General features: G+C 64.9%; 27 protein-coding genes. 13 read left to right on the top strand and 14 right to left on the bottom strand.

Annotation, left to right across the window (positions count from 1 at the left end):
* Positions 1-190: 190 nt before the first annotated feature.
* Positions 191-604 carry a vgr related protein gene (locus KM135_RS06045; protein ID WP_221713534.1) on the top strand — a complete coding sequence of 138 codons (414 nt, stop codon included), beginning with the start codon at positions 191-193 and terminating at the stop codon, positions 602-604.
* Here the strand turns inward: KM135_RS06045 and KM135_RS06050 are convergent.
* On the bottom strand, positions 601-1095 hold the full coding sequence (locus tag KM135_RS06050; protein ID WP_221713533.1) for a flavin reductase family protein: 495 nt from the start codon (positions 1093-1095) through the stop codon (positions 601-603). The two genes, KM135_RS06045 and KM135_RS06050, sit on opposite strands and share 4 nt — an antisense overlap.
* A 274-nt stretch (positions 1096-1369) precedes the next feature.
* On the opposite strand from KM135_RS06050, the gene KM135_RS06055 reads away from it, so the two are divergent.
* The 3 genes from KM135_RS06055 to KM135_RS06065 are packed head-to-tail and all read left to right on the top strand — an operon-like array spanning position 1370 to position 7137.
* Positions 1370-2524: an efflux RND transporter periplasmic adaptor subunit gene (locus KM135_RS06055; protein ID WP_221713103.1), complete on the top strand. Its 1155-nt coding sequence runs from the start codon at positions 1370-1372 to the stop codon at positions 2522-2524.
* 6 nt (positions 2525-2530) lie between these two features.
* A complete protein-coding gene (locus KM135_RS06060; RefSeq protein ID WP_221713104.1) occupies positions 2531-5746 on the top strand; it encodes a multidrug efflux RND transporter permease subunit in 3216 nt (1071 codons plus the stop codon).
* Positions 5743-7137, top strand: a complete 1395-nt coding sequence (locus tag KM135_RS06065; RefSeq protein ID WP_221713105.1) for an efflux transporter outer membrane subunit — start codon at positions 5743-5745, stop codon at positions 7135-7137. The genes KM135_RS06060 and KM135_RS06065 overlap by 4 nt, the downstream gene beginning before the upstream one ends.
* On the opposite strand, the gene KM135_RS06070 is transcribed toward KM135_RS06065, so the two are convergent.
* The 10 genes from KM135_RS06070 to KM135_RS06115 form a co-directional block, all read right to left on the bottom strand.
* Positions 7134-7562 carry a SufE family protein gene (locus KM135_RS06070; protein ID WP_425517000.1) on the bottom strand — a complete coding sequence of 143 codons (429 nt, stop codon included), beginning with the start codon at positions 7560-7562 and terminating at the stop codon, positions 7134-7136. The two genes, KM135_RS06065 and KM135_RS06070, sit on opposite strands and share 4 nt — an antisense overlap.
* 50 nt (positions 7563-7612) lie before the next feature.
* Entirely contained in the window at positions 7613-7879 is a 267-nt protein-coding gene (locus KM135_RS06075) for a hypothetical protein (protein ID WP_221713107.1), read from the bottom strand.
* Positions 7880-7916: 37 nt separating this feature from the next.
* Complete coding sequence (locus KM135_RS06080) at positions 7917-8183, bottom strand: hypothetical protein (RefSeq protein WP_221713108.1); 267 nt, start codon at positions 8181-8183, stop codon at positions 7917-7919.
* Between the two features lie 26 nt (positions 8184-8209).
* Complete coding sequence (locus tag KM135_RS06085; protein ID WP_425517014.1) at positions 8210-8434, bottom strand: hypothetical protein; 225 nt, start codon at positions 8432-8434, stop codon at positions 8210-8212.
* A gap of 89 nt (positions 8435-8523) precedes the next feature.
* Positions 8524-8850, bottom strand: coding sequence for a hypothetical protein (locus tag KM135_RS06090; protein WP_221713110.1), 327 nt, complete (start codon positions 8848-8850; stop codon positions 8524-8526).
* 67 nt (positions 8851-8917) lie between these two features.
* Complete coding sequence (locus KM135_RS06095) at positions 8918-9208, bottom strand: hypothetical protein (protein ID WP_221713111.1); 291 nt, start codon at positions 9206-9208, stop codon at positions 8918-8920.
* A 210-nt stretch (positions 9209-9418) separates the two neighbouring features.
* Positions 9419-9799 carry an envelope stress response membrane protein PspC gene (gene pspC / locus KM135_RS06100; protein ID WP_221713112.1) on the bottom strand — a complete coding sequence of 127 codons (381 nt, stop codon included), beginning with the start codon at positions 9797-9799 and terminating at the stop codon, positions 9419-9421.
* A gap of 1 nt (position 9800) precedes the next feature.
* Positions 9801-10064 (bottom strand): envelope stress response membrane protein PspB, encoded by a 264-nt coding sequence (pspB, locus tag KM135_RS06105; protein ID WP_221713113.1) that lies wholly within the window; start codon positions 10062-10064, stop codon positions 9801-9803.
* 3 nt (positions 10065-10067) lie between these two features.
* Complete coding sequence (gene pspA / locus KM135_RS06110; protein WP_221713114.1) at positions 10068-10739, bottom strand: phage shock protein PspA; 672 nt, start codon at positions 10737-10739, stop codon at positions 10068-10070.
* Between the two features lie 81 nt (positions 10740-10820).
* Positions 10821-11000: a hypothetical protein gene (locus KM135_RS06115; RefSeq protein WP_221713115.1), complete on the bottom strand. Its 180-nt coding sequence runs from the start codon at positions 10998-11000 to the stop codon at positions 10821-10823.
* Between the two features lie 179 nt (positions 11001-11179).
* Between KM135_RS06115 and pspF the strand changes: the two genes are divergently transcribed.
* Together pspF and KM135_RS06125 are read left to right on the top strand one after the other, a co-directional pair.
* A complete protein-coding gene (gene pspF, locus KM135_RS06120; RefSeq protein WP_221713116.1) occupies positions 11180-12229 on the top strand; it encodes a phage shock protein operon transcriptional activator in 1050 nt (349 codons plus the stop codon).
* 45 nt (positions 12230-12274) lie between these two features.
* Complete coding sequence (locus KM135_RS06125; protein ID WP_221713117.1) at positions 12275-14185, top strand: methyl-accepting chemotaxis protein; 1911 nt, start codon at positions 12275-12277, stop codon at positions 14183-14185.
* 176 nt (positions 14186-14361) lie between these two features.
* Here KM135_RS06125 and KM135_RS06130 read toward each other — a convergent pair whose 3' ends face one another.
* The gene (locus tag KM135_RS06130) at positions 14362-14925 is read right to left on the bottom strand and encodes a hypothetical protein (RefSeq protein ID WP_221713118.1); all 564 of its coding nucleotides are present in this window, start codon (positions 14923-14925) and stop codon (positions 14362-14364) included.
* Between the two features lie 264 nt (positions 14926-15189).
* Between KM135_RS06130 and KM135_RS06135 the strand changes: the two genes are divergently transcribed.
* Positions 15190-15801: a superoxide dismutase gene (locus KM135_RS06135; RefSeq protein ID WP_221713119.1), complete on the top strand. Its 612-nt coding sequence runs from the start codon at positions 15190-15192 to the stop codon at positions 15799-15801.
* Between the two features lie 156 nt (positions 15802-15957).
* On the opposite strand, the gene KM135_RS06140 is transcribed toward KM135_RS06135, so the two are convergent.
* Complete coding sequence (locus tag KM135_RS06140) at positions 15958-16413, bottom strand: universal stress protein (RefSeq protein WP_221713535.1); 456 nt, start codon at positions 16411-16413, stop codon at positions 15958-15960.
* Between the two features lie 141 nt (positions 16414-16554).
* Between KM135_RS06140 and KM135_RS06145 the strand changes: the two genes are divergently transcribed.
* The 6 genes from KM135_RS06145 (at position 16555) to KM135_RS06170 (ending at position 23803) form a co-directional block, all read left to right on the top strand.
* The gene (locus tag KM135_RS06145; RefSeq protein ID WP_221713120.1) at positions 16555-17862 is read left to right on the top strand and encodes a pyruvate dehydrogenase complex dihydrolipoamide acetyltransferase; all 1308 of its coding nucleotides are present in this window, start codon (positions 16555-16557) and stop codon (positions 17860-17862) included.
* A gap of 111 nt (positions 17863-17973) precedes the next feature.
* Positions 17974-18342, top strand: coding sequence for an endonuclease domain-containing protein (locus tag KM135_RS06150; protein WP_221713121.1), 369 nt, complete (start codon positions 17974-17976; stop codon positions 18340-18342).
* Positions 18335-18730 (top strand): acyl-CoA thioesterase, encoded by a 396-nt coding sequence (locus tag KM135_RS06155; RefSeq protein WP_221713122.1) that lies wholly within the window; start codon positions 18335-18337, stop codon positions 18728-18730. The genes KM135_RS06150 and KM135_RS06155 overlap by 8 nt, the downstream gene beginning before the upstream one ends.
* 60 nt (positions 18731-18790) lie before the next feature.
* Positions 18791-20206 carry a dihydrolipoyl dehydrogenase gene (lpdA, locus tag KM135_RS06160; protein ID WP_221713123.1) on the top strand — a complete coding sequence of 472 codons (1416 nt, stop codon included), beginning with the start codon at positions 18791-18793 and terminating at the stop codon, positions 20204-20206.
* 8 nt (positions 20207-20214) lie between these two features.
* Positions 20215-20871 (top strand): phosphatase PAP2 family protein, encoded by a 657-nt coding sequence (locus KM135_RS06165; RefSeq protein WP_221713124.1) that lies wholly within the window; start codon positions 20215-20217, stop codon positions 20869-20871.
* A gap of 421 nt (positions 20872-21292) precedes the next feature.
* The gene (locus KM135_RS06170) at positions 21293-23803 is read left to right on the top strand and encodes a TonB-dependent receptor (protein WP_246605792.1); all 2511 of its coding nucleotides are present in this window, start codon (positions 21293-21295) and stop codon (positions 23801-23803) included.
* Positions 23804-23883: 80 nt separating this feature from the next.
* Here KM135_RS06170 and mtgA read toward each other — a convergent pair whose 3' ends face one another.
* Positions 23884-24588 carry a monofunctional biosynthetic peptidoglycan transglycosylase gene (gene mtgA / locus KM135_RS06175; protein ID WP_425517015.1) on the bottom strand — a complete coding sequence of 235 codons (705 nt, stop codon included), beginning with the start codon at positions 24586-24588 and terminating at the stop codon, positions 23884-23886.
* Positions 24589-24592 lie beyond the last annotated feature (4 nt).

Genomic DNA, 24592 nt, shown 5'->3' on the forward strand with positions numbered 1-24592 from the left:
GTGCTTGTCTTCATCGGCATGAGCCTCGCCTTCGCGATCACCCTGCTGGGTGTTTCGATCGCCGACAGCAGGCACGGTTGACACCCGGCTGCTTGCCCGACCGCGCGCAGGCCTTATCTGTGCAGGCGTGCCTCGTTCCGATCTCATAGACCGCCCGCTGACGCCTGCCGAGCGCGTGATCGCGCAATCCATGTTCGGTGATGCGCTGGACCTTGAGCCGGTGCGTATCCGAAAACGCAAATGGTGGCCGTTCCAGCCGCGCAACGTGACCATGGCGCCTCGTGGGCATATCCACTTCCATCCAGCCGGCAGGAGCTATTGCGACTGCTTCGGCGACGGCGCGATCGATGCGCAGGGATTGTTCATCCACGAGATGACGCATGTCTGGCAGCACCAGAGCGGCACGAACCTGCTACTCAGGCGCCATCCCTTCTGCCGCTATGGCTATGACTTCGTGCCCGGAAAACCGTTCGTGCGATATGGAATCGAGCAGCAGGCCGAGATCGTGCGGCATGTACTTCTGATGCGTCTCGGCTATGGCGTGCCCGGAAAACCGCCGCTGCCGGCGCTGGAGGCGATCCTGCCCTTCGGCGGAAACGCCTAGACGGTTTCCTCGTCCAGCCCGGCCAATCTGTGATACCCGCCGCGATAGAAGAGCAAGGGCGCGCCTTCGTCCCGGCGCTGCATCGCGCGCACGGCGCCGACGACGAGCAGATGATCGCCGATCTCGGTCACGCGCTCGATGTCGCATTCGATCCAGGCCAGCACATCGTCCAGCAACGGCAGTCCGCCGGGCGTTGTGCCATGTGCAATGCCCTCGAACTTGTCGTCATGCCGCGAGGCGAAGCGGCGGCATGCCTCGAGCTGATCGCTGCCCAGCACGTTCACGCAGAAGCGCCCTGTCGGTGCGATCTTTTCCCAGCTGCGCGAGCGCTTGTCGGGCAGGAAGCCGACCAGCGGCGGATCCAGCGAAATCGATGTGAACGAGCCGACGGCAAGGCCAAAACGCTCACCATCGTTCCCCAGCGAGGTTATGACGCAAACGCCTGTCGGATAGCTGCCCATGACATCGCGGAAATGCTGCGGATCGACCAAGATACACCAACTCCCGTTGCTATTTGGCATGCGCCCTGACCGAGTCGCGTCGCCATATAGGCACAAATGCTTGCATCCCGAAGCGAGCGCACCGCGACACAGATCGTCCTTTAGCCAAGCCCGGCCGTCAAAGTCGATAGATTGCGAAGGATCTTGACAGACTTTACCGTTCGGTATGAATTCGATACTGATCTCCCCCGCAGCCCCCACGACGGAATCCAGACCCTTGAGCCAACGACCCGCTTGGATCGCCCCCGTTTGGATTGCGATCGCCATGACGGCGCTTCCACTTGCACTCGCGGCCTGCGGATCAGGCGGACAGAAAGCTGGCGGACCTGGCGCTGCAGGCCCCAGGAATGTGGGCTATGTCGTCGTGCAGCCGCAGGACCTGCCACTGGAGACCGAGCTGTCCGGCCGGACCAGCGCCTATCGCAGCTCGGAAGTGCGGCCGCAGGTCAGCGGCGTCATCCGGCGGCGGCTGTTCACCGAGGGCTCGCTCGTCCGCGCTGGACAGCCGCTCTATGAAATCGATGCCGCGCCCTATCGTGCCGCAGCGGCCGAGGCGGAGGCCAATCTTGCCAGCGCGCAGGCGACCGCGCAGGCCGCGCGCTCGACCGCACGGCGCTATGAACCGCTCGCCAGGATCGAGGCGATCAGCCAGCAGGATTATGAAGATGCGGTCGCGACCGCTCGGTCCGCCGAGGCCGCCGTCGCCCAGCGCCGCGCGCTGCGCGAGACGGCACGGATCAACTTGGGCTTCACGGCAGTGCCTGCTCCGATCAGCGGCCGCATCGGCCGCTCGCTGGTAACACCGGGCGCCTTGGTGACGACCAATCAGGCGGCAGCGCTGGCGCAGATCAACCAGCTCGACCCGATCTTCGTGGACATCCAGCAAAGCTCGAGCGAGCTGCTGTCGCTGCGCAAACTGCTCGCGCGTGGCGGCGCGTCCCCGGCATCGGCGGACGTGCGGCTCGTCCTGGAGGATGGCAGCATCTATGACGCGGTGGGGCGCGTCCAGTTCGCCGAGGCGCTGGTCGATCCGGAGACCGGCACCGTCACGCTCCGCGCAGAGTTCGCCAATCCGCAGGGTTGGCTGCTCCCCGGCATGTTCGTGCGCGCCCGCTTCGCCCAAGCGCTCGATCGTGGGGCTTTCCTGGTCCCCCAGCCGGCCATCACGCGGGACGCGAAAGGTGACGCGCAACTCTTCGTCGTCGGCAAGGACAACAAGGCCGAACTGCGCAAGGTGACCGCCCCGCGCACGCAGGGCACTAACTGGGTGGTGACGAAAGGCCTGAAGGCGGGCGATCGCGTGATCGTGCAGGGCACGGGCGATTTGCGGCCCGGACAGGCGCTGAAGCCGGTGCCGTCCGACGCGCCGCAGCCGATTACCGTACCCGGACGGGAAGCCAAGCCCGGCAACGCGGGCTAGGGATACATGCTCTCCCGCATCTTCATCGACCGGCCCATTCTCGCCTGGGTCATCGCGACGATCGTGATGCTGTGCGGCATCGGCGCGATCCAGGGCCTGCCGATCGCCCAATATCCCGACATCGCCCCGCCGCAGGTGAACATCAGCGCCAATTATCCCGGCGCCTCGGCCGAGGCCGTGCAAAACAGCGTCACCCAGATCATCGAGCAGTCGCTGAACGGCATCGATGGCCTGCTCTATTTCCAGTCCTCGTCGGACGCGCGCGGCCGCGCCAACATCACCGCCACCTTCACCAAGGGCACCGATCCGGACATCGCGCAGGTCCAGGTCCAGAACCAGCTCCAGTCCGTGATCGCGCGCCTGCCCCAGCAGGTGCAACAGAACGGCGTGCAGGTGCGCAAGGCGAACAACGACATCCTGCTGATCACCGGCATTTACGACGCCTCGAACCGGCTGAGCGCGCAGCAGGTCTCGGACTATCTCTCATCCAATTTCCAGGACACGCTGAGTCGCGTGCCGGGCGTCGGCCAAGTCAACGTGTTCGGATCGCCCAATGCGATGCGCATCTGGCTAAACCCGGACCGACTGGCGAGCTACCAGCTTATCCCGAGCGACGTCATCGCTGCGGTTCAGGCCCAGAATACCGAGATCGCCGCCGGCCAGCTCGGCGCCGAGCCGGCCGCGCCGGACCAGTATCTCAACGTCCCCGTGACGGCGCAGTCGCGCCTCAAGACGCCCGAGGAATTCCGCAACATCGTGGTCAAGACCCTGTCGAGCGGTGCGACCGTCCGGCTTGCGGATGTCGCGCGGGTCGAGATCGGCGCCGACAATTATACCGTGTCGATCCACGTCAATGGCCATCCCGGCGCCGGCATGGCCTTCCAGCTCGCGCCCGGCGCCGACGCGCTGACGACCTCGGAGCTGATCAAGGCCCGCGTGGACGAGCTCGCCAAGGGCTTCCCCGAAGGCTTCAAATACGGCTTCGCGCAGGACACGACCGCGTTCATCAAGCTCTCGATCTCGGAAGTGACGAAGACGCTGCTCGAGGCCGTGATCCTCGTCGCCCTCGTCATGTTCGCCTTCCTGCAGAACTGGCGCGCAACCCTGATCCCGATGATCGCCGTGCCGGTCGTCCTGCTCGGCACGTTCGCCATCCTCTATCTCGCCGGCTACACGATCAACACGCTGACCCTGTTCGGCCTCGTCCTCTCGATTGGCCTGCTCGTCGATGATGCCATCGTCGTGGTGGAGAATGTCGAGCGGCTCCTCGAAGAAAATCCGGGCATGACCGTGCGCGAGGCGACAATGGAGTCGATGCGCGAGATCACGATGGCACTCATCGCCATCGCGCTCGTCCTATCAGCCGTGTTCATGCCGATGGCTTTCTTCGGCGGCTCGACCGGCGTGATCTACCGTCAGTTCGCGATCACGATCGTCTCGGCCATGGGCTTGTCGGTGCTGGTTGCCATCGTCCTGTCACCGGCCCTCACCACGATCCTGCTCAAGCCCCGCCGACCCGAGGGCGATTCCCGGCCCGAGGACAGGAGCTGGCTCGAGCGCCGCCTGCCCCGCGTAAGCGCCGGCCTCAAACGCGCGGGCGAGGCCTTCAACCGCTACTTCGCCCGCGGGCTCGAGCGTTATATCGTGACCATCCGCAAGCTGGTCGACCGCAAGTTTGCGGCGCTGCTTGCCTATGGCGTGGTCGTGGTGCTGTTGGTCGTGCTGTTCCAGCGCCTGCCGACCGGCTTCCTGCCGAACGAGGATCAGGGCACGGGCATCGTCAGCTTCCAACTGCCCACCGGCGCGACGATCAACCGCACCAAGGAGATCCAGACCGCCGTCGAGCAATATTTCGAGAAGTATGAGAGCGGCACGGTCGAGACCTTCTTCACCGTCGCGGGCACCTCCGGCCCGGGCGGCAATATCGGCCAGAATGTCGGCCGCGGCTTCATCATGTTCAAACCTTGGGACGAGCGGCCCGGCGCCGAGAATTCGACCGATGCGGTAACCCGCCGCGCCAGCCAGTCGCTCGCGGTCATGCGCGACGCGCAGATCTTCGCGCTGACGCCGCCCGCCGTGCCCGGCCTCGGCCAGTCGACCGGCTTCGAGGTGCAGATCCTCAATGCTGGTAATCTGAGCGCCGAAGCTTTCAACGCCGCGCGCGACAAGGTGCTTGCCGCCGCTCGCGCCGACCCGTCGCTCAGCGCCGTGCGCCTGCAGGAAATGCCGGACGTCGCCTCGCTCCACATCGATATCGATCACCAGAAGCTGGCCGCGCTGGGCCTGACCCAGGCCGACGTCAACTCGACGCTCTCAGCCGCTTGGGGCGGGCGCTACATCAACGATTTCGTCGATCAGGGCCGCGTGAAGCGCGTCTATGTCCAGGCCGACATGCAGTATCGCGCCAAGCCGGAGGATCTCGCCGCCTGGCAAGTGCGCGGGCGCGACGGCCAGATGGCGCCCTTCTCCTCCTTCTCCACGATCAGCTGGTCGATGGCGCCGCCGAGCCTCTCGCGCTTCAATGGCGTGCCCTCGTTCCAGATCATGGGACAGGCCGCGCCCGGCTACAGCTCCGGCGAGGCGATGCGCCGCATCGAACAGCATGTCGCCGACGTGCCGGGCGTCGGCATCGCCTTCTCCGGCCTCTCCTTCCAGGAGCGCCTGTCGCAGGGACAGGGGCCGATCCTCTATGCGCTCTCGCTGCTCGTCGTTTTCCTGTTCCTCGCCGCGCTCTACGAGAGCTGGACGATCCCGATCGCGGTGCTGCTCATCGTCCCGCTCGGCCTCATCGGCGCGGTGCTGGCCGTAACCCTGCGCGGCCTCGTCAACGACATCTTCCTGCAGATCGGCCTCATCACCACGATGGGCCTCGCCGCCAAGAATGCGATCCTGATGATCGAGTTCGCCGAGCAGGCCGAGAAGCGCGGCATGCGCATCATCGATGCGGCGATCGAGGCAGCGCGCCTGCGGCTGCGTCCGATCATGATGACCTCCATGGCCTTCATCTTCGGCATGATGCCGCTCGCCCTCTCCACCGGCGCTGGCGCCAACGGCCGCATCGCCATCGGCACGGCCGTCGTCGGCGGCATGCTCACTGCGACGGTCCTTGCCCTGTTTTACATCCCCCTCTTCTTCATCCTGGTCCGCCGCACCACGCGCGACACGTTGCAGAAGATCAGCGCGCGCATCGTGGCACGCCGCGCACAATCGAGGTCGGAATGATGCGCCGGCTCGCCCTCGCCACGCTGATGCTACCGCTTGCCGGCTGCTCGCTTGCGCCCGCCTATGAGCGCGGCGTGGCGCCGGTCCCGGCCAGCCTGCCGAGCGGCGAGAGCTACAAGGCAGACTATGCCGCGCTGCCGAGCGCCAATCAGGCGGACCTGTTCCGCGATAAGGGGCTGCAGAAGCTCATCGCGCTCGCGCTGGAGAATAACCGCGACCTGCGCCTCGCCGCCGCCAATATCGCCCGCGCCCGCGCGCAATTCCGTATCCAGCGCGCCGAACTGTTCCCACAGATCGATGCCGGCGGCGACATAACGCGCCGCTCCTCCGGCGGGACGCCCGCGACGACGATCGCCACGGCCGATCTCTCCATCACCAATTACGAGATCGACATTTTCGGCCGCATCCGCTCGCTGACCAATGCCGCGCGCAACAGCTATCGCGCCAGCGAAGCCGATGCGCAGGCCGTGCGCCTCGCGCTCGTCGGCGACATCGTCCAGGCCTGGCTGACGCATGCCGCCGATAAAAGCCTGCTCGATCTCGCGACGGCGACTGCTGCCGCCGCGCAGAAGACCGTCGATCTGACGCAGGCGCGCCTCACCGGCGGCATCGCCCCACGCACCGACCTGCGTCAGGCCCAGACGATCCTCGCCACGGCGCAGTCGGACGTCGCACGCTACACGACGGCGATCGCGCAGGACCGCAACCTGATAGAGTTTCTGGTCGGCGTGCCGATCGATCCGACCCTGCTCCCCGCCGCCATCGAAACCGCTGGCGCCCGCATCGGCGAGCCGTCGATCGCCATGAGCAGTGAAGTCCTGCTGCGCCGGCCGGATATCATGGCGGCGGAATATGACCTGCGCGCCGCCAATGCACAGATCGGTGCCGCGCGCGCCGCCCTGTTCCCGCGCATCACGCTCGGTGGCCTGATCGGCCTCGTAGGCCCGTCGCTCGAAGGGCTGTTCGGCAATGCCGGCACCAGCAGCGCGCAAGGCACCGCGGCGGCGACCTATCCGATTTTCCAGGCCGGCGCGGGCCGCGCTAATGTTGCCTCCAGCGAGGCCCAGCGCGATGCCCTGCTCGCAACCTATGAGAAGGCGATCCAGACCGCCTATCGCGAGACGGCCGACGCCCTCGCCCGTCGCGGCACGATCGCCGATCAGCTCGTCGCTGACCGCCTGCGCGTAACGGCAGCCGAGGATGCCCGCATGCTGTCCGAAGCGCGCTATCGCGGCGGCGTGGACAGCTTCCTGCAGGCGCTCGACGCGCAACGCTCCGCCTATTCGGCACAGCGCACGTTGGTCGCAACGGAGCTGGAAGCCGCGACCAACCGGGTGACGCTCTATCGCGTGCTGGGCGGCGAGGCGGCCGCCAGCGCACCGGCGAACTAGGCGCTTTCGCCTGCCGCCAGCCGCGTCGCCGTCTCGCGGATCAGCGTGATCATGTTCGGCAGGCCCTGCGTGCGGTTCGACGATAATTGCCGCTTGAGATCGAACGGCGCCAGCGCATCCGCGATGTCGAAGCGCGCCACTTCTTCCGGCATCCGGTCCTGCACGGTCAACAGCACCAGCGCGATGATGCCCTTGGTGATCGCGGCATTGCTGTCCGCCAGAAAATGCAGCGCGCCATTGTCGAGCCGCGTCGGATAGACCCAGACCGCCGCCGAGCAGCCGCGCACCAGGGTCACGTCGGTCTTCAGCGCATCCGGCATCGGCTCCAGCGCGCGGCCGAGATCGATCAGCAGGCGATAGCGCTCATCGCCTTCGAGCAGTTCGTAGTCATCCCGGATTTGCTGGAGCGTCGTCATGCGCCCCATATAGGCCGCGCGGCTCGCCAGACCAGCGAAACCGAGCGGGCCTCATGTCATCAGAGGTCGATGCCCGCCGCGATCGCTTCCAGCTTGCGGATCCGCTCCTTGAGGTCTGCAACGTCGATGCGCGTCGCGGCGGAGACTGTACTCGCACCGCCATCCCGCACGCCGGGCTCGCGCTGGCCGGCAACGAGGTCCAGCTCGGCGCGCTTCAGCGCCAGCCAGCCGTTCCAGCCCTTGAGCCCGGCATAAGCGAGGATCGCGATCCAGCCGGTCATGATCAGCGCCATGGCGCCATATTGTACGATGCTCAGGTCGGTCATGTTCCTGTCGTCCTTCCTGAAGACGTGAGCTCGTGGCTCAGGCCCGGTCGATCTGTCTCAGTTTGTCGAATTCACGGTCGAGCGCGGTGCTGCTGTCGGTCGCGAGGCGTTCCAGAACCGCGACACGCTCCTTGAGCTGGCGGACCTCATCACGCAGCCGGTCGGCCTCCGCATTGTCTTGCGAACCGTGCAGACCGGCGAAGCGCTCGCCGCGAAAGCGACGCCCGACGCCTAGCTTGGCGCGGATGATGCTGCCGATGGTCACGATCAACACGATGCCGATCACCATTTCATGGGCGTTCATTCGTTTCCTCCTCGTATCCTGTTCGCTCAGTGCCCGCCCAGCCGGGGCGTCGCACCATGCTCGCGCTCGTCACGGAGAAGCTCGATCTCGTCGGAGAGATCAGCGCCCCGGTCGGTCGCAATCCGTTCCAGCACGCGGACGCGCTGCTCCAGCCGCTCGACCTGTGCCGCATATTGCGCGGCCTTCTCCGCCGTCTGGCTACCCAGCACGTCCAGCTCGCGTTCGCGCAATGCCGTGTTGCGCTTGTGCATCTTGTTGAGGACATCGGCGATCACCGGAATGCCCACGACGATCATGAAGAAGCCGATGACGAGAAATGTCTTGTCCATGTCCGTCTTTCTCAGTTGCTCGGGCCGCGCAGCGATTCGATCTCGTGCGTCAGGCTAAGCGAGCTGTCTGTCACGATCCTTTCGACATTCGCGAGCCGGTCCTTGACGGCCCCAAGCTCGGCGCGAAGCTGCGCATTCTCCTGGCTGAGCAACTTCACGCGCTCGATCGTTTCCTCGTTGCGCTGCGGATAGACGGCCTTGCCCCAGCTGTTTTCCAGCGGATAACCGTTGCGCACTCGCAGCCAGGTCGTGACGACCCATCCGAGTACACCGGTGACGCCAACGATGGTGACGACAGGGGCGATCGTCGCGAAGAACTGAACTTTTTCCGCATCCATTGCTCTACATCCTTAGTCTGGCCGTCGGCCCGCCCGATCGTTCGACGGGGGCCTGATCGGCCGATGTTCAGCGCAGCTTCTCGATCTCGTCGGAGAGACGGGCCGGTGCATCGGTCGCGATGCGCTCCAGCACCCGCAGCCGTTCCTCGAGCCGACCGATCTGATCCTTGAGCTGGCCATTTTCGTTGGTCAGCAGCTCGATCTTGCGGTCTGCCCCAAGGTCGCCCTTGCTGGTCATTCCACCCCATTCATTCTCGATCGGATAGCCATGCCTGGCCCTGATCCAGGTGGTAATGATCCAGGCGCCGAAAGACATCCCGATGATCGCGATGACGAAGGCCGGTCCACCCCATTGCATGTCCACTCACTCCCCAATTCCGCGGCGCGCCTGCGCGCAGCCTGTTCACTTCGCAGCCTGTTCACTTCCTGGTGCGGTTGCCCTGATCGAGCGCCCGGCGGCGGCCAAAGGCCTGGCTCAACAAGATGCCGACACTGCCGACCATGAGCCCCAAAACGAAGAACGGCACCGGATCCATGTCATTCCGCTTTCCCTGTTGGCAGCCTGCGCTCAGCGCAGGCTGTCGATCTCGTCCGCCAGGCGCGTGTTGCGGCTGGTGTAGAAAGCCTCGATGTCCGAGAGGCGGCGGTCGATGTCGCGGAAGGTCGAGCGCACATTGCGGGTCGAACGGCCCGGATTGCTGCGCACGCCTTGCCAGAACTTCTGGTCATCCTGGTCGGCATAGAGGCCCGAGGGCTTCGGATCGGCCATCCAGGCAGCCATGAAGTAGGCGATCAGCGTCCAGGGGAAAGCGCCCATCAGGGTGACCAGCACGGCGCCGATGCGAACCCAGAGAACGTCGATCCCGGTATAGTCGGCGATGCCGGCGCAGACGCCCATCCACTTGGCATTCTGCTTGTCGAGGTAGAATTTCGTGCGACGAGCGGACATTTCAGTTCCTCCGTTCGAAGGTGTAGTCTTCCGTTTCGACCGTGCGGGCCGGACGGAAATCGGGGTTGTCGGCGGCGATGATGCGCTCGACGGTCTGGAGGCGCTCCTCCAGGCGACGGGCCAGCACATGCATCTCATCGAGCAGGCGCTCGTCCTCGTCGGTGATCTTGGGCGCCTGCTTCCACTTGGTGACATAGTGGAAGATCAGCCAGGGCATGCCGATGAAGATCGTGACGATCGCGACAATGGGGATGAAGTCATCCATGGCTTAGCCCTCCTTCTTGGCCTGAGCGGCCTTCAATGCTTCAAGCTCGGCCTCGACCTTGTCGCTCGACTGCAGCTCGGCGATTTCCTGCTCCAGCGTCTTGGGCTGGTTGCCCAGGCCCATCGCGTCGGCATGGCCTTCGGCGACGTCCACGCGGCGTTCGAGCATCTCGAAGCGCGAGAAGGCATCCTGCACACGCTCGCCATTGTACATTTCGCGGGCGCGCAAGCGCGTCTCGGCGCTCTGCATGCGGGTCACCAGGCTGTTCTGGCGGGCGCGGGCTTCGCGCAGCTTGCCTTGCAGCTTGGCGATATCCTCTTCCGAGGCGTGCAGCGCGTCATCGAGCACGGCGATCTGGCCCTTGAGCTGATCGGCCATGTCGGCGGCCTTGCGGCGCTCGACAAGAGCCGCCTTGGCGAGGTCTTCGCGGTCCTTGGACAGCGCGAGCTCGGCCTTTTCCTTCCAGCTCTCCTGCAGCGCATCGAGCTTGGCGATGTGGCGGCGCATTTCCTTCTGATCGGCAATGGTGCGGGCGGCGGACGCTCGAACCTCGACCAGCGTTTCCTCCATTTCGAGGATGATCATGCGAATCATCTTCGCCGGATCCTCGGCCCGATCCAGAAGATCGGTCACGTTGGCGGCGATGATGTCGCGGGTGCGAGAGAAGATACCCATCAGTCCAATACTCCAATCCGATAATCTGGGTGCCGGGGCGGGGTTGAGGGGCTTACCCGCCCCGGCTTGTCGAGCAAGCCGTCACGCAAGGGAATGTGCAGACTTGCCGGGGACATTGTCCAGTGCCGACGCAACCGTCTGGCTCACTTTCGAGCCATCGACTGCGGGGGCGACCGCGCCTGCCACCATGGCGGCGCTGAAAACGACGGTGAGCAGAGCTGCCACGACCGTGCTGTTGAGGGTGTTGAGATAGTTCGTCATGTTGGTCTTCCTGATCCTGTGTTAGCCTTCAAAGCCCGCTCATTGGCGGATTGCCCTTAGCGTTGCATAAGCCGTGCCAGTTTGAAGAAATGGCGGAATTACGTCACTTTCCTTCATCTCCCGTTCATGCAAGCGCCTGACCTCTTGCGAAGAGGTGGGAAATATTCCTAATAGTTGGCATGGCGGAGAAAGTGACGCATTTCGTTGGCCAGTCGCTGGCCTTTCTCGACGCGGTCGAGCTGGCTGGACGCGCTGCCGAGCTCATCCGTCCGGTGCTGGTCATCGGGGAGCGCGGCACCGGCAAGGAGCTCATCGCCGAGCGCATCCACCGGCTTTCGCCGCGATGGAGCGGCCCGCTGATCGTCATGAACTGCGCCGCGCTGCCCGAGACCCTGATCGAGGCCGAATTGTTCGGCCATGAGGCCGGCGCCTTCACGGGCGCGACTCGCGCCCGTGCGGGCCGCTTCGAGGAAGCCGACGGCGGCACGTTGTTCCTCGACGAGCTGGGCACGCTGTCCATGGCGGCGCAGGAGCGTCTCCTGCGCGCCGTCGAATATGGCGAAGTCACGCGCATTGGCAGCTCGCGGCCGCTCACGGTGGATGTGCGCATCGTCGCCGCGACGAACGAGCATCTGCCCGATGCCGTCGAGGCCGGTCGCTTTCGTCCGGACTTGCTGGATCGGCTGAGCTTCGAAGTCATTACCCTGCCGCCGCTGCGCGGACGCGAGGGCGATGTGGAGGTGCTGGTCGAACATTTCGGCCGGCGCATGGCCACCGAATGCCGCTGGCCGGGCTGGCCTGGCTTTTCGGCCAAGGCCATGGCCGAACTGGTCGCCTATCGCTGGCCGGGCAATGTGCGCGAGCTGCGTAACGTCGTCGAACGCGCCGTCTATCGCTGGCATGATCCAGCCTCGCCGGTCGATGCGATCCAGTTCGACCCTTTCTCGTCCCCCTGGCAGCCCAAGGCCATGCCCGCGAGCCGTCAGGCGGAGCCGCCATCGGGCGAACAACCAGTCCCCTCCGTCCAGAATGGCGCCGTTCCCGACGGCCATATCGCCATAGCGCTCGACGACATCACGGATTTCCGCACCGCCGTCGATGCGCACGAAGCCGCCATCCTCAAGCGCACGATGGAACGTCACCGGTTCAATCAGCGCGCGAGCGCGAAAGCGCTCGGCCTCTCCTACGATCAGTTGCGCCACTGCCTGCGCAAGCACGGACTGCTCTGACCGGTTTTACAGCCGCTTAACCAACCGCCGCTATGACCAGAAGCAATGCCGTCTTTCAGTATCAGCAAGTTCGCAGGGGACCTGTCACCGCGCATGATCGCGCGGTCGCTCGGCGCCGCGTTCGCGCTGCTGCTGGCCGTGACGGCCCTCATGGTCGGCGTGCTGCTTCACAACATCAATGTCGATGCCGAGCAGGCTGTCGCGCAGGCCGTTCGCGGCGCTGTCGAGACGCATGCCCAGACGATTCGCACCTCGACCTTCACGACATCGCGCTGGGATGACGCGGCACGGAAGCTCTACGGCAAGCTCGACCCGGATTGGGCGCTGTTCAATCTCGGTCTCACCGAGGCGCAGCCCGAACACACCTATGTGATCGACGGAACAGGGCGCACGCACTTCGCCGTGCGCTGGGATCGGGCGAAGGCCGGCGATCTGAAAACGGTTGCGCCGGACGCGGTGCGCGAATTTCTGCGTACCCTGCCCCGAACCACGGACGCCGTCGCCAAGGCGCGCTCCGGCGTAGGCTTCATCGCGCGCTACGAGGGCAAGCCCGCCTTCTTCGCCGCAGCAGCGATCATGCCCGAGACGTCCCGGGTGACTCGCCCGCGCGGCAACTACCGCTATGTCGTGCATATCGGCGAAATCACGCCGCGCATGCTCGCTTCCTGGGCGACTGCGCACCGTATCACGAACCCAACGCTCGTCGAAGGCGCCGTGTCGCGATCCGAAGCAAGCATGACACTCAAGATGCTTGGGGCAAATCCAGCCCATATCGAATGGACCCCGCCCGCGCCGGCAGGCGCGATGCTCAAGCGGCTCGGCGGGCTCATCGTGCTGCTTCTGGTCATGTTCGGCGCGATCGCAGTCGGCAGCATTCGGCTCATCACGCATGCCAGCGATCGCCTGCTCACGAGCCGGCAGCGCGCGCACAGCCTGGCTGGCCAGGCACAGATCCTCGCGAACGAAGCCGAGCAGAACCGCAAGTTGGCCGAGGAGGCGCGTCGGGTGGCCGAGGAAGCACTCGAGCAATCGCGCGCCGACCGCGTTCGCATCGAGCATCTGTCCCGACAGGAAGCGCAGGATCGCTCGCGCCATGCGCAGCAGTTGCGCGACTCCGCCGCCGCCATCGCCGAGCGCATCGATGCGACCGCGCTGGCCCTGACGGCGCGCCTGACCGAAACCGCCCGCGAACTCGACAACAGCGCGCATGCGGCGGTGGAGACGATCAACCACCAGCATCAGCAGGCGCTCGCCATTACCGAGGGCACGCAGCGCGCCACCACGACTATTCGCGGCGTACTCGACAGGATGCGCTCCGTCGGCACGAAGCTCCTCTCGGTCAGCGAGGAAACGCGCGGCAGCCGCACGGCGATCGAGACGTGCATGACGCTCTCGCTCGCCGCGCGCGATTCGAACCAGCGCGTCCAGGATCAGGTCGAACAGGTTGGCAAGGCGGCCGAAGCCATTGCCGAAGTGACCGCGCGCACGCGCATGCTCGCGCTCAACGCAGCCATCGAGGCCGCGCGCGCCGGCGAGGCCGGGCAGAGCTTCGCCGTCGTCGCCAATGAAGTGAAAGCGCTCGCCGCCCAGATCGACGACCTGAACCGGACGGTCGCCTCGATGGCGGCTTCGATGGGCGCGGCAGCGAGCCAGAGCTGGTCGCAAAGCGACTCCGTCCGCGACGCCCTCTCGTCGCTCAATCAGTCGGCCGCGCTGACGATCGAGACGATCCTGTCGCAACAGGCCGTGACACAGCAGGTGGTGGAAGCGTCCGACGAAGCCGACGGAACGGCGCAGCGCATCGCCGATAACAGCCACGACATTCTGGCCTCGCTCGACGAGGTGCGCGCGCAATCCGGCAGGATGCAGGCGAGCGCGCGCAACATGCGGACCGACGTCGAGAGCCTTAGCGACATGCTCTCGCAGTTCGTGGCCGATCTGCGCGCCACGGCCTGACCCTCAGCCGGCAGCGCGCGCCTCGGTGAACTCGGGTTGTGTTGATATTCTGGTCAGACCGAGCCGAAAATGGTGGTTCCGCGTGACCCGGAGCGCAGCGTACTTAAGGTACGTGAGCACCGGAAGCGCGCGGAACCGCCATTTGCAGGCCGGTATGAGCGGAATAGCAATACAACCTAGCCGCCGTTGAAGTTCACCATGCAATAGATCATCGCGATGGACAGCAGCAGGTTGGTGCGGCTGAACATCATCGCCGTGGTTGCCGCCTTGGCCTTCACCGCGTCTTCCGCCGGCACGATGCCGAGCGCCTTCTTCTGGTTGGGCCAGATCACGAACCAGACATTGAAGGCCATGATTAGCGCGAGCCACATGCCGACGCCGATCAGCAGATAGGTCGGCTCCAGCATCAGCGCAGGCACCAGATAGCCGGCAAGATGCGCGACGATGAGGCCGGTCAACACCGTGAAGACAGCGCTCCAGCGGAAGAAGAACAGCACCGACGGCGCGATATATTTCGACACGGCCGGTTTCAGCTCGGCCGGCACCTTGGGCATGGTCGGCACCTGCACGAAATTGAGATAATAGAGCAGGCCTATCCAGAGGATGCCGAAGAAAGTGTGCAGCCAGCGGAACACGCCCTGCAGATGGTCGCCATTAGGCCCGATGCCATAGATCACCGCAATCGCGAGCAGCAGCCCGACGAGCAGGACCGCATGCAGATTGCCAAAGAATTTTGCCATTCGCTCCCCCATTGTCACACATGACGTCATGCTGAGGTGCGCCGAGGGCACCCCCTCCCCCATGAACCGGCGTTACCGATCCCACGCGGAAGCTAGTGCAAAGAGTTCCCTGTGTCATATCAATTTAATATTTCGGGCTGATCGGCACTCCTGACTGGAAACGAACCGCACCCCACGCCATTCCGCACGCACCGGCCCTTGAACGATTCGCCCGCCCGGGCGTTTCGGCCAGACATGACAAGCACAGCCCAGGAGCACCTAATCATGGCATTCATTCTGCCCGACCTTCCCTATGCCAAAACCGCTTTCGGCGAGGACATGTCGGCCGAGACCTTCGACTATCATCATGGCAAGCACCACAATGCCTATGTCGTGAAGGCGAACGAGCTGGTCGCAGCGGATGCGAGCCTGCAGGGCAAGTCGCTCCTCGAGCTGATCAATTCGTCCAAGGGCGGCCTGTTCAATCAGGTCGGCCAGATCTGGAACCACAGCTTCTTCTGGCTCGGCCTTTCGCCCGAGACGCAGGAGCCGACCGGCAAGCTCGCCGACCTCATCAACGAGGGCTTCGGCTCGACCGACGCACTGATCGAGAAGCTGAAGGCCGAAGCCGTCGGCCACTTCGCCAGCGGCTGGGCCGCGCTCAACCTCAAGGACGGCAAGCTGGAAGTCACGAGCTACCACGATGCCGACACGCCCGTCGCCCATGGCGCGACGCCGCTGTTCATCCTCGATGTGTGGGAACATGCTTATTATATCGACTATCGCAACGCCCGCCCGAGCTATGCGGATACAATCCTCAAAAAGCATGTGAACTGGGCCTGGGTCGCCGAGAATCTCGACGGCAACGGCGCCGAGCGCGCCAACCAGCCGGGCTGACTCCTCTCTATTCCTCCCTGAGCTTGCTCGGGGAGGGGGACCGCGACGCGAAGCGGCGTGGTGGAGGGGCAATAGCGCTAGATCGCCTTCGGCGACTCCCCTCCACCGTCTTCGACGGTCCCCCTCCCCAAGACAAGCTTGGGGAGGATTTTCCGATCAGCTCAGCCGCTCGATATCCTCCCGGCTCAACGACCCCGGAATGATCATCACCGGGCAGGGCAGCGCGCCCGCGTCATGCCCCGCGAAATGCGTGACGAGCGGCCCCGGCGCGCCCTTGGGCGCCGCGCCGAGCACCAGCGCTGCGACCGGTTCGCCCGAGGCCAGCATTTCCTTCACCGATGCGATCGGATCGCCGATCTTCACCGTCAGCGCCGGCTGGATGCCCGCTTCCGCCATGAGCGTGCCTGCCGCGCCCATGGCCAGCGCTTCGGCCCGCGCGCGCGCTTCCTCTTCCATCGTCGCCTGCACCGCGCCCCATTGAACGAACTCGGTCTTTGGCACGAGCGCCAGCATATGGACGCCGCCGCTGGTCTTGGCCGCGCGCCGCGCCGCGAAAAGCAAAGCGGATTCCGCCTCGCTGCTCTCGTCAACAACCACAAGATAGGTGCGCATCATATCGCCGCTCCCGCCTCTCCACGCGACAGGTGATCGAAATTCGCGCCGCATGCAAGCGACGGCCTTGACCCGGAAAGGCAAAGAGTGAAGGTGGCGAGCGATTGTCCACCTCAGAATGAACAGGAAAGCCTGGCCCCCATGGCGATCAACATCCAGATGCCCGCCCTCTCCCCGACGATGGAAGAAGGTACGCTCTCCAAATGGCTGGTGAAGGAAGGCGACACCGTCTCCTCGGGCGACCTGCTCGCGGAAATCGAGACGGACAAGGCCACGATGGAATTCGAAGCCGTCGACGAGGGCGTGATCGGCAAGATCCTGATCGCCGAAGGCACGGACAATGTGAAAGTCGGCACGGTCATCGCCGTGCTGGTCGAGGAAGGCGAGAGCTTGCCAGCCGGCGGTGCGGCCCCGGCGACAGCGCCCAAAGCCGATGCGGCACCCGCCAAGGCGGAAGCGCCCGCTTCGCCCAAGCCCGAGCCTGAAGTCGCCAAGGCGGCCCCCGCGCCCGCTGCAGCCTCGGCGAGCGGCGACCGCGTCAAGGCCAGCCCGCTTGCCCGCCGCATCGCGGGAGCGGCCGGCATCGATCTCGGCGCCGTCGCCGGCAGCGGACCCAATGGCCGCGTGATCAAGGCGGATATCGAGAATTTCAAGCCCGGCACCATCGCGCCCGAGACGGCGCCTGCCGCGGCGTCGGCTGCCGCGCCGGCGGCTGCACCCGCACCGGCGCCGGTCCATGCCGCCGCGCAGGATTTCGGCATTCCGCACGAGGCTGAGAAGCTCTCGAACATCCGCAAGACGATCGCGCGCCGGCTCACCGAATCCAAGCAGCAGATCCCGCATATCTACCTCACGGTGGATATCCGCCTCGACGCATTGCTGAAGCTGCGCGGCGAGCTCAACAAGGCGCTGGAGAGCTCGGGCGTGAAGCTGTCGGTCAACGACATGCTGATCAAGGCGCTGGCCAAGGCGCTGCTGCTCGTCCCCAAGTGCAACGTCCAGTTCGCCGGCGACCAGCTGCTCAAGTTCAGCCGCGCCGACATCAGCGTCGCCGTCTCGATCCCGGCCGGTCTCATCACGCCGATCATCGTGGACGCCGGCGGCAAGGCGATCAGCAAGATCTCCACCGAGATGAAGGACCTCGCCGCCCGCGCCAAGGACGGCAAGCTCGCGCCGCATGAATATCAGGGCGGCACCGCCAGCCTCTCCAACATGGGCATGATGGGCATCAAGCAGTTCGAAGCCGTCATCAATCCGCCCCAGGCGATGATCATGGCGATCGGCGCGGGCGAGCAGCGGCCTTATGTGATTGACGGCGCGCTCGGCATCGCGACCGTCATGTCGGCTACCGGCAGCTTCGACCACCGCGCCATTGACGGCGCCGATGGTGCCGAGCTGATGAAGGTCTTCAAGGAACTGGTGGAGGCGCCGCTGGGTCTGGTGGCCTGAGCCGTGGCAAGCGCCGCCTCTAGCCCCTCTCCCCCTGCGGGAGAGGGAGGGGCCCGCCGCGAAGCGGTGGGAGGGAGAGGGGGCGCACCGCTTCTCGATCGCGCGAAGTCAATGCGCGCCGACCCGACTGAAGCCGAACGCAAGCTCTGGTCGATCCTGCGCAACAAGCGGCTGAGCGGGCAAAAATTCAAGCGTCAGCAAGTGATCGGCCCGTATATCGTCGACTTCGTGACCTTCGAGCGCAGGATCATCGTCGAGGCGGACGGATCACAGCACATCGGCAGCGCAGCGGATGATCGTCGGACAGCCTGGCTGGACAATCAGGGCTTTCGTGTCCTCCGCTTTTTCAACGATGATATTCTCGCGAGAGCGGAGCGGGTCGCCAATGCGATCTGGTCCGCGCTGGGCGAGACGGCTCCCCCTCTCCCCAACCCCTCTCCCGCAAGGGGAGAGGGGCTTCAGGGTGACGCTGATGACTGAAACCCTCCCGACCGGCCAGCCCGCCACTCGTGTCACCACCATGCCGGCCGACGCCAATCCTTATGGCGACATTTTCGGCGGCTGGCTGATGAGCCAGATGGACATGGCGGCGGGGCTGGTCGCGGCGCGGCACAGCGCGGGGCGAGCCGTCACCATCGCCGTCAACGGCATGGAGTTCCTCCGCCCGGTGTTCGTCGGCGACGAGGTCTCGGTGTTCGCGACCCTCGTCAAGGTCGGCAGCACCAGCATGACCATCGACGTCGAGGCCTGGCGCCGGGCGCGGCACAGCCCCGAGAGCTACAAGGTCACGCAGGCCCGCTTCGTCTTCGTCGGCGTCGACGAGGAGCGCCAGCCGCGCAAGGTACCGCCCATGGCGGACGGCGCATGACGCACCATATTCCAAACCGCCGGGCACCCTCCCCCGGCGCGCACGCTCAGGGAGCTTATTGTGGCTGATACTTACGATCTCATCGTCCTCGGTTCCGGCCCCGGCGGCTATGTCGCGGCAATCCGCGGCGCCCAGCTCGGCCTCAAGACGGCGATCGTGGAGCGCGAGCTGCTCGGCGGCATCTGCCTCAACTGGGGCTGCATCCCGACCAAGGCGCTGCTGCGCTCGGCCGAAATCTACCATTATATGCAGCACGCTAAGGACTATGGCCTCGCCGCCGACAAGATCAGCGCGGACATCGCGGCGGTCGTGAAGCGTTCGCGCGGCGTCGCCAAGCAGCTCAATGCCGGCGTCACGCATCTCATGAAGAAGAACAAGATCGCCGTCCACATGGGCACCGGCGTGCTGACCGCGCCGGGCAAGCTGAGCGTGACCGACAGCGACGGCAAGGCGACCCAGATCGAGGGCAAGCACATCATCGTCGCGACCGGCGCCCGCGCCCGCGACCTCCCCAATCTCCCCGCGGACGGCAAGCGCGTCTGGACCTATCGCCACGCCATGACCCCGCCGGAAATGCCGACCAAGCTGCTCGTCATCGGCTCTGGCGCGATCGGCATCGAGTTCGCCAGCTTCTATAACGACATGGGCGCGGACGTGACCGTCGTCGAGATGATGGACCGCATCGTGCCGGTCGAGGATGCGGACGTCTCCGCGCATCTCGAAAAGGCGCTCAAGAAGCAGGGCATGACGATCCTCACCAAGGCGACGGTCGACAAGATCGAAACCGGGGCGAGCGCAGTGAAGGCATCGATCAAGGACAAGGACGGCAGGGTCATAACGACCGAGTTCAGCCATGTGATCGTCGCGATCGGCATCGTGCCCAATACCGAAAATATCGGCCTCGACACGCTTGGCGTCGAGACGGAGCGCGGTCACATCAAGACCACGCCGCTCTGCGCGACCAATGTTAAGGGCCTCTGGGCGATCGGCGACGTGACCGCACCGCCATGGCTGGCACATAAGGCCAGCCATGAGGGTGTCATCGCCGCAGAGGCGATCGCGCAAGCGCTCGGCAACAAGGGCGTGCATCCGCACGCGATGGACCCGCGCAACATCCCGGGCTGCACCTATTGCCACCCGCAGATCGCCAGCGTCGGCCTCACCGAGGCCAAGGCGAAGGAAGCCGGCTATGAGGTGAAGGTCGGCAATTTCCCCTTCATCGGCAATGGCAAGGCCATCGCGCTCGGCGAACCGGAAGGCTTCGTGAAGACGGTGTTCGATGCCAAGACCGGCGAACTGCTCGGCGCGCACCTGATCGGCGCGGAAGTGACCGAGCTGATCCAGGGCTACACGGTCGGCAAGACCGCCGAACTGGTCGAGCAGGACTTCATGCAGACCGTCTATCCGCACCCGACGATTAGCGAGACGATGCACGAGGCCGTGCTCGCGGCCTACGGACGGGTGATCCACATCTGACCTCCGGCATGAGCTGGAGCCGCAGGCTGGCGCTCGCGGGCACGCTGATCGCGCTCGTAGGGGCCATCGGCCTGCTGCAGCCGACCGGCCTGTTCGCGGGCATCGACACGCTGGCGATGCGCGTCGTCGCGCGTCTGCGCCAATGGCCGGGCGCGGATCTGGTGACGGCCCCCGCCTATCGGCTCGACGCGATCGGTAAGGGCGGCGGGCGCATCTTCATCGCGCTGGTGATCGCCCTGTTCCTCGCGCGCGCCGGACGGCCCCGCGCCGTCATCTGGCTGCTGGCGAGCGTCGCGGCGATGATGGCCATCAACGCACTGGTGAAGCTGGCCTTCGCCGCACCGCGTCCTGACGCGATAGAACCCTTGCTCGCCGTCACCAGCCACAGCTTTCCGAGCGGTCACGCGGCCGGCGCCATGACGCTCTTCGGCGCAATCGCGCTGCTCTGGCCGTCGCGCGCACTCAGCGCCTTCTGCGCGGCCATGATCCTCGCAACCGGACTCAGCCGCGTGTGGCTGGGCGTCCACTGGCCAAGCGACGTCATGGGCGGATGGATCGCGGGCGCGGCCTGGCTGCTGGCGATGGCGCCGCTGCTGGCGAGCCGGCGCGATGCCTCCACCGGCAACCGAATCGCACCGGATGGACGCGAATCCCCGGCGCCGTAACGGCAACTATTGCCCGGATCGGCCGCCCGTAACGCCAAGGCGCGCCGCGCCTGCCCATCTACTCGCCAATGGCCCGCGCGAGCCCGATCGTTCATCTTTCGGAAAGATTTTCTCGGAGAGCGTTGCATCCTTGCCGCACCGCACAATATGTCCTTGAATTTTCGTGAGATTCCGTCGATTTAGATCATGATTTCGGGACGTTCCGTGGTTTGCCGCAACGCCACCCTGCCATTTCGCGATAGCGAGGCGGCGCGGTCCGCCGATATAGAGCGCCAATCGTCATAAATGAGTAACAAGCGCGCTTCACGGGGGCCGCCAGCAACAGAGAGGATGCGTCGGCTTCACTTGAGCCGATCGGGGCAGCCTGGCGCCGTAAGCGCATGTAATGAACCAGATTTCGTCGTTCCAGAGGGGAGCACCCATGACCACCAATTTCCGCATTTTCCTCGCGGCCACAGTCGCCGGCGGGGCAATTGTCAGCATGGCGCCGATGGCGCATGCCCAGTCGACCGGCTCGATCGACTTCGAAGAAGAAATCATCGTCACCGGCTCGACCGGCCCTCGCGAACTCGCCGGCGTCGTCCTGCCCGATACGACCAAGGCGCGCGGTGTGCTGACCGACGAGCTGATCCAGCGTCAGGCGACCGGCAACACCATTCTCAACGCTCTGAACCTGGTCCCCGGTGTGAACTTCACGCAGAGCGATGCTTATGGTTCGGCGGGCGGCAATATCCGTATCCGCGGCTTCGACGGCAACCGTATCTCGCTGACGTTCGACGGTCTGCCGCTCAACGATTCGGGCAACTATGCCATTTACCCGAACCAGATGCTCGACCCCGAGCTGATCAGCCAGGTCAATGTCAATCTCGGCGCGACCGATGTCGATAGCCCGACCGCGTCAGCCGCCGGCGGCACAGTCAACTATCTGACCCGCAAGCCGAGCGATGAGTTCGGCGCGCTGCTCTCCGGCTCGATCGGCGAGTTCAACTATTCGCGGATGTTTGGCCTGATCGACACGGGCGTGTTCACCCCGTTCGGCACCAAGGCCTTCATCTCGGCCAGCCGCTCGGAGAACGACAAGTTCAAGGGGCCAGGCAAGATCTCGAAGTTCCAGGCGAACGTCCGCATCTATCAGCCGATTGGCGACAATGGCGACTTCATCTCGCTCGCTGGTCACTACAACGCGAACCGCAACGCTTTCTATCGCAACCCGAGCGTCGGCGACATGCGTACGCTATTTGGTTCGTCCGTCATCCAGAACGCCAACGTGACCAGCGCATCGACGCCGATCAGCCTTGGCGTTCTCACCGACGCCCAGGAAGCTCAGCTGTTCGACTTCGAGAATGACCCGAGCTGCGTGAACACGACCGGCACCGGAAGCTGCTCTAACTATTATGCGCTCCGCATCAACCCGTCGAACACGGGCAATGCGCGCTGGAACTCGCGCTTCACGCTTACCGAGCAGCTTACCTTCACGCTCGACGGAGCCTATCAGTATGTTCTCGCCAACGGCGGCGGCTACACCGCTCGCCGCGAAAGCGATGCGAGCTTCAAGGGCTCCGATCAGAGCCGTCTCGGCGTTGATTTCAACGGCGACGGCGACACTTCGGACACGATCGGCTTCTACACACCGAACACCACCAACACGAACCGTTGGACCGCGCTTGCCTCGCTGATCTACGAGATTTCGCCGGACCAGCGCGTGCGCGTCTCTTACACGTTCGACCGCGCCCGTCATCGCCAGACTGGCGAATGGGGTTATCTGGATGCGTTCGGCAATCCGCTGAGCGTCTTCGGCGGTCGCAATTCGCGTCCGGTGCTGAATGCAGACGGTTTCGCGATGACCCAGCGCGACCGCCTGTCGATCGCCCTGCTCAACCAGGTGTCGGGCCAGTATCTCGGTCGCTTCTTCGACAACACGCTGAACGTCGAGGTCGGTATCCGCGCCCCGTTCTTCCAGCGTGACCTCGAAACCTATTGCCCCATCCAGACCGGCGGCAGCGGCTTCGCGACCTGCACTACGCAGCCCTTCTACACCGGCACCGGTCCGGTCCCCGCGGGCAACATCCAGATCGTTCCGCAAAACAGCAGCGGCAGCTACCCGTCGGGCTCGCACTTCGCGCCGTTCAAGGCGAAGTACAAGTACAATAAACTGCTTCCGAACGTCGGCCTGACCTACAAGATCACGCCGCAAATCAGCATCTTCGGCAGCTATGCCATGGGCTTTTCGGCACCGCGCACGGACAATCTGTACCGCGCGCCGGTGGTCAGCGTGACGCCCGAGACGACCAACTCCTTTGACCTCGGCGTGCGATATGGCTCCTCGAAGCTTCAGGCACAGGTTGCTGGCTGGTACATCGACTTCAAGAACCGCATCGTGACCTCGTTCGACGAGTCGCAGGGCATCTCGGTCGATCGCAACGTCGGCAGCGTGGAAGCTTACGGCTTCGACGCCAATCTCTCCTGGCAGGTGATCGAACAGCTCTCGCTTTACGGCTTCGCGTCGTACAACCACAGCGAGTTCAAGGACAATGTGCGTATCGGCACCACGGCAGTTGTTCCGCTCGCCGGCAAGCGCGTTGCTGAAACGCCAGAATGGACGGTCGGCGGCCGTGCGCAGGCGACGGTTGGCCCGGTCAGCGTCGGTGCGCAGTGGAAGTGGGTCGACAAGCGCTTCGCGACCGACCTCAACGATGTGATCGTGCCGAGCTACAACACGATCGATCTCGATGCGCGCTTCAGCCTGGAGCAGTTCGGTGCGCCGCGCACCTTCTTCCAGTTGAACGTGACCAATCTGCTCGACAAGTTCTACTTCGGCAACATCAGCACGCAGATCAACCACGGTACCGCCGGCGGCCTGTCGGGCGCCAACCCGAGCTTCGCGCTCGGCGCGCCGCGCACGATCCAGGCTTCGGTCACCGTCGGCTTCTGATCGACGCCATCAACGAAACAGGAAGGGCGGGAGCAGCGATGCTCCCGCCCTTTCCTTTTGCCCTAAACGCCACCTTCAGGTCACTTCAAGCAACTTTCCAGTCCCTGCGTCCTGACCGATCCGCTGTAGCGCGCGATGCGATTGCCGTGGCGCAAGGTAAAGCCGCCCGGCGACTTGGCTTCGCGCTTCTTGGGCAAAGGCAGGATGGCGGCGATGCGCGCGGCTTCCGTGCGCGACAGCCGGTCCGCGCCGTGACCGAAATAGCGGATCGCGCCCGCCTGCACGCCATAGGTGCCGATGCCGGTCTCGGCGACGTTCAGATAGACTTCCATGATCCGGCGCTTGCCCCAGATCGCCTCGATCAGCACCGTGTACCAGGCTTCCAGACCTTTCCGGAAATAGCCGCCGCCTTGCCAGAGGAACACGTTCTTGGCGGTCTGCTGGCTGATCGTCGATCCGCCGCGGATGCGCCCGCCGCGCATGTTGCGCTCCATCGCCTGCTGGATCGCCTCGGTATCGAAGCCGTGATGCAGGCAGAATTTGGCGTCCTCGCCCGCAATGGCGGCACGCGGCATGTTGGGATCGATATCCGAGAGCGACACCCAGTCCTTGGTGATGCCATTGTCGTCAAACAGCATCGTAAGCGTCACGGGCACCGGCACGACCTTGTAGATGACCACCTGCGCGACCGAGATGCCGACAAAGGCGGTGGCGCCCATCAAGGCCCAGCGGAACAGCTTGCCCGGCAGCGTCCGCGGGTTGCCGGGGAAACGCCAGCGCCGCATCGTC

The organism is Sphingobium xanthum, from assembly GCF_019737615.1.
Lineage (GTDB): Bacteria > Pseudomonadota > Alphaproteobacteria > Sphingomonadales > Sphingomonadaceae > Sphingobium > Sphingobium xanthum.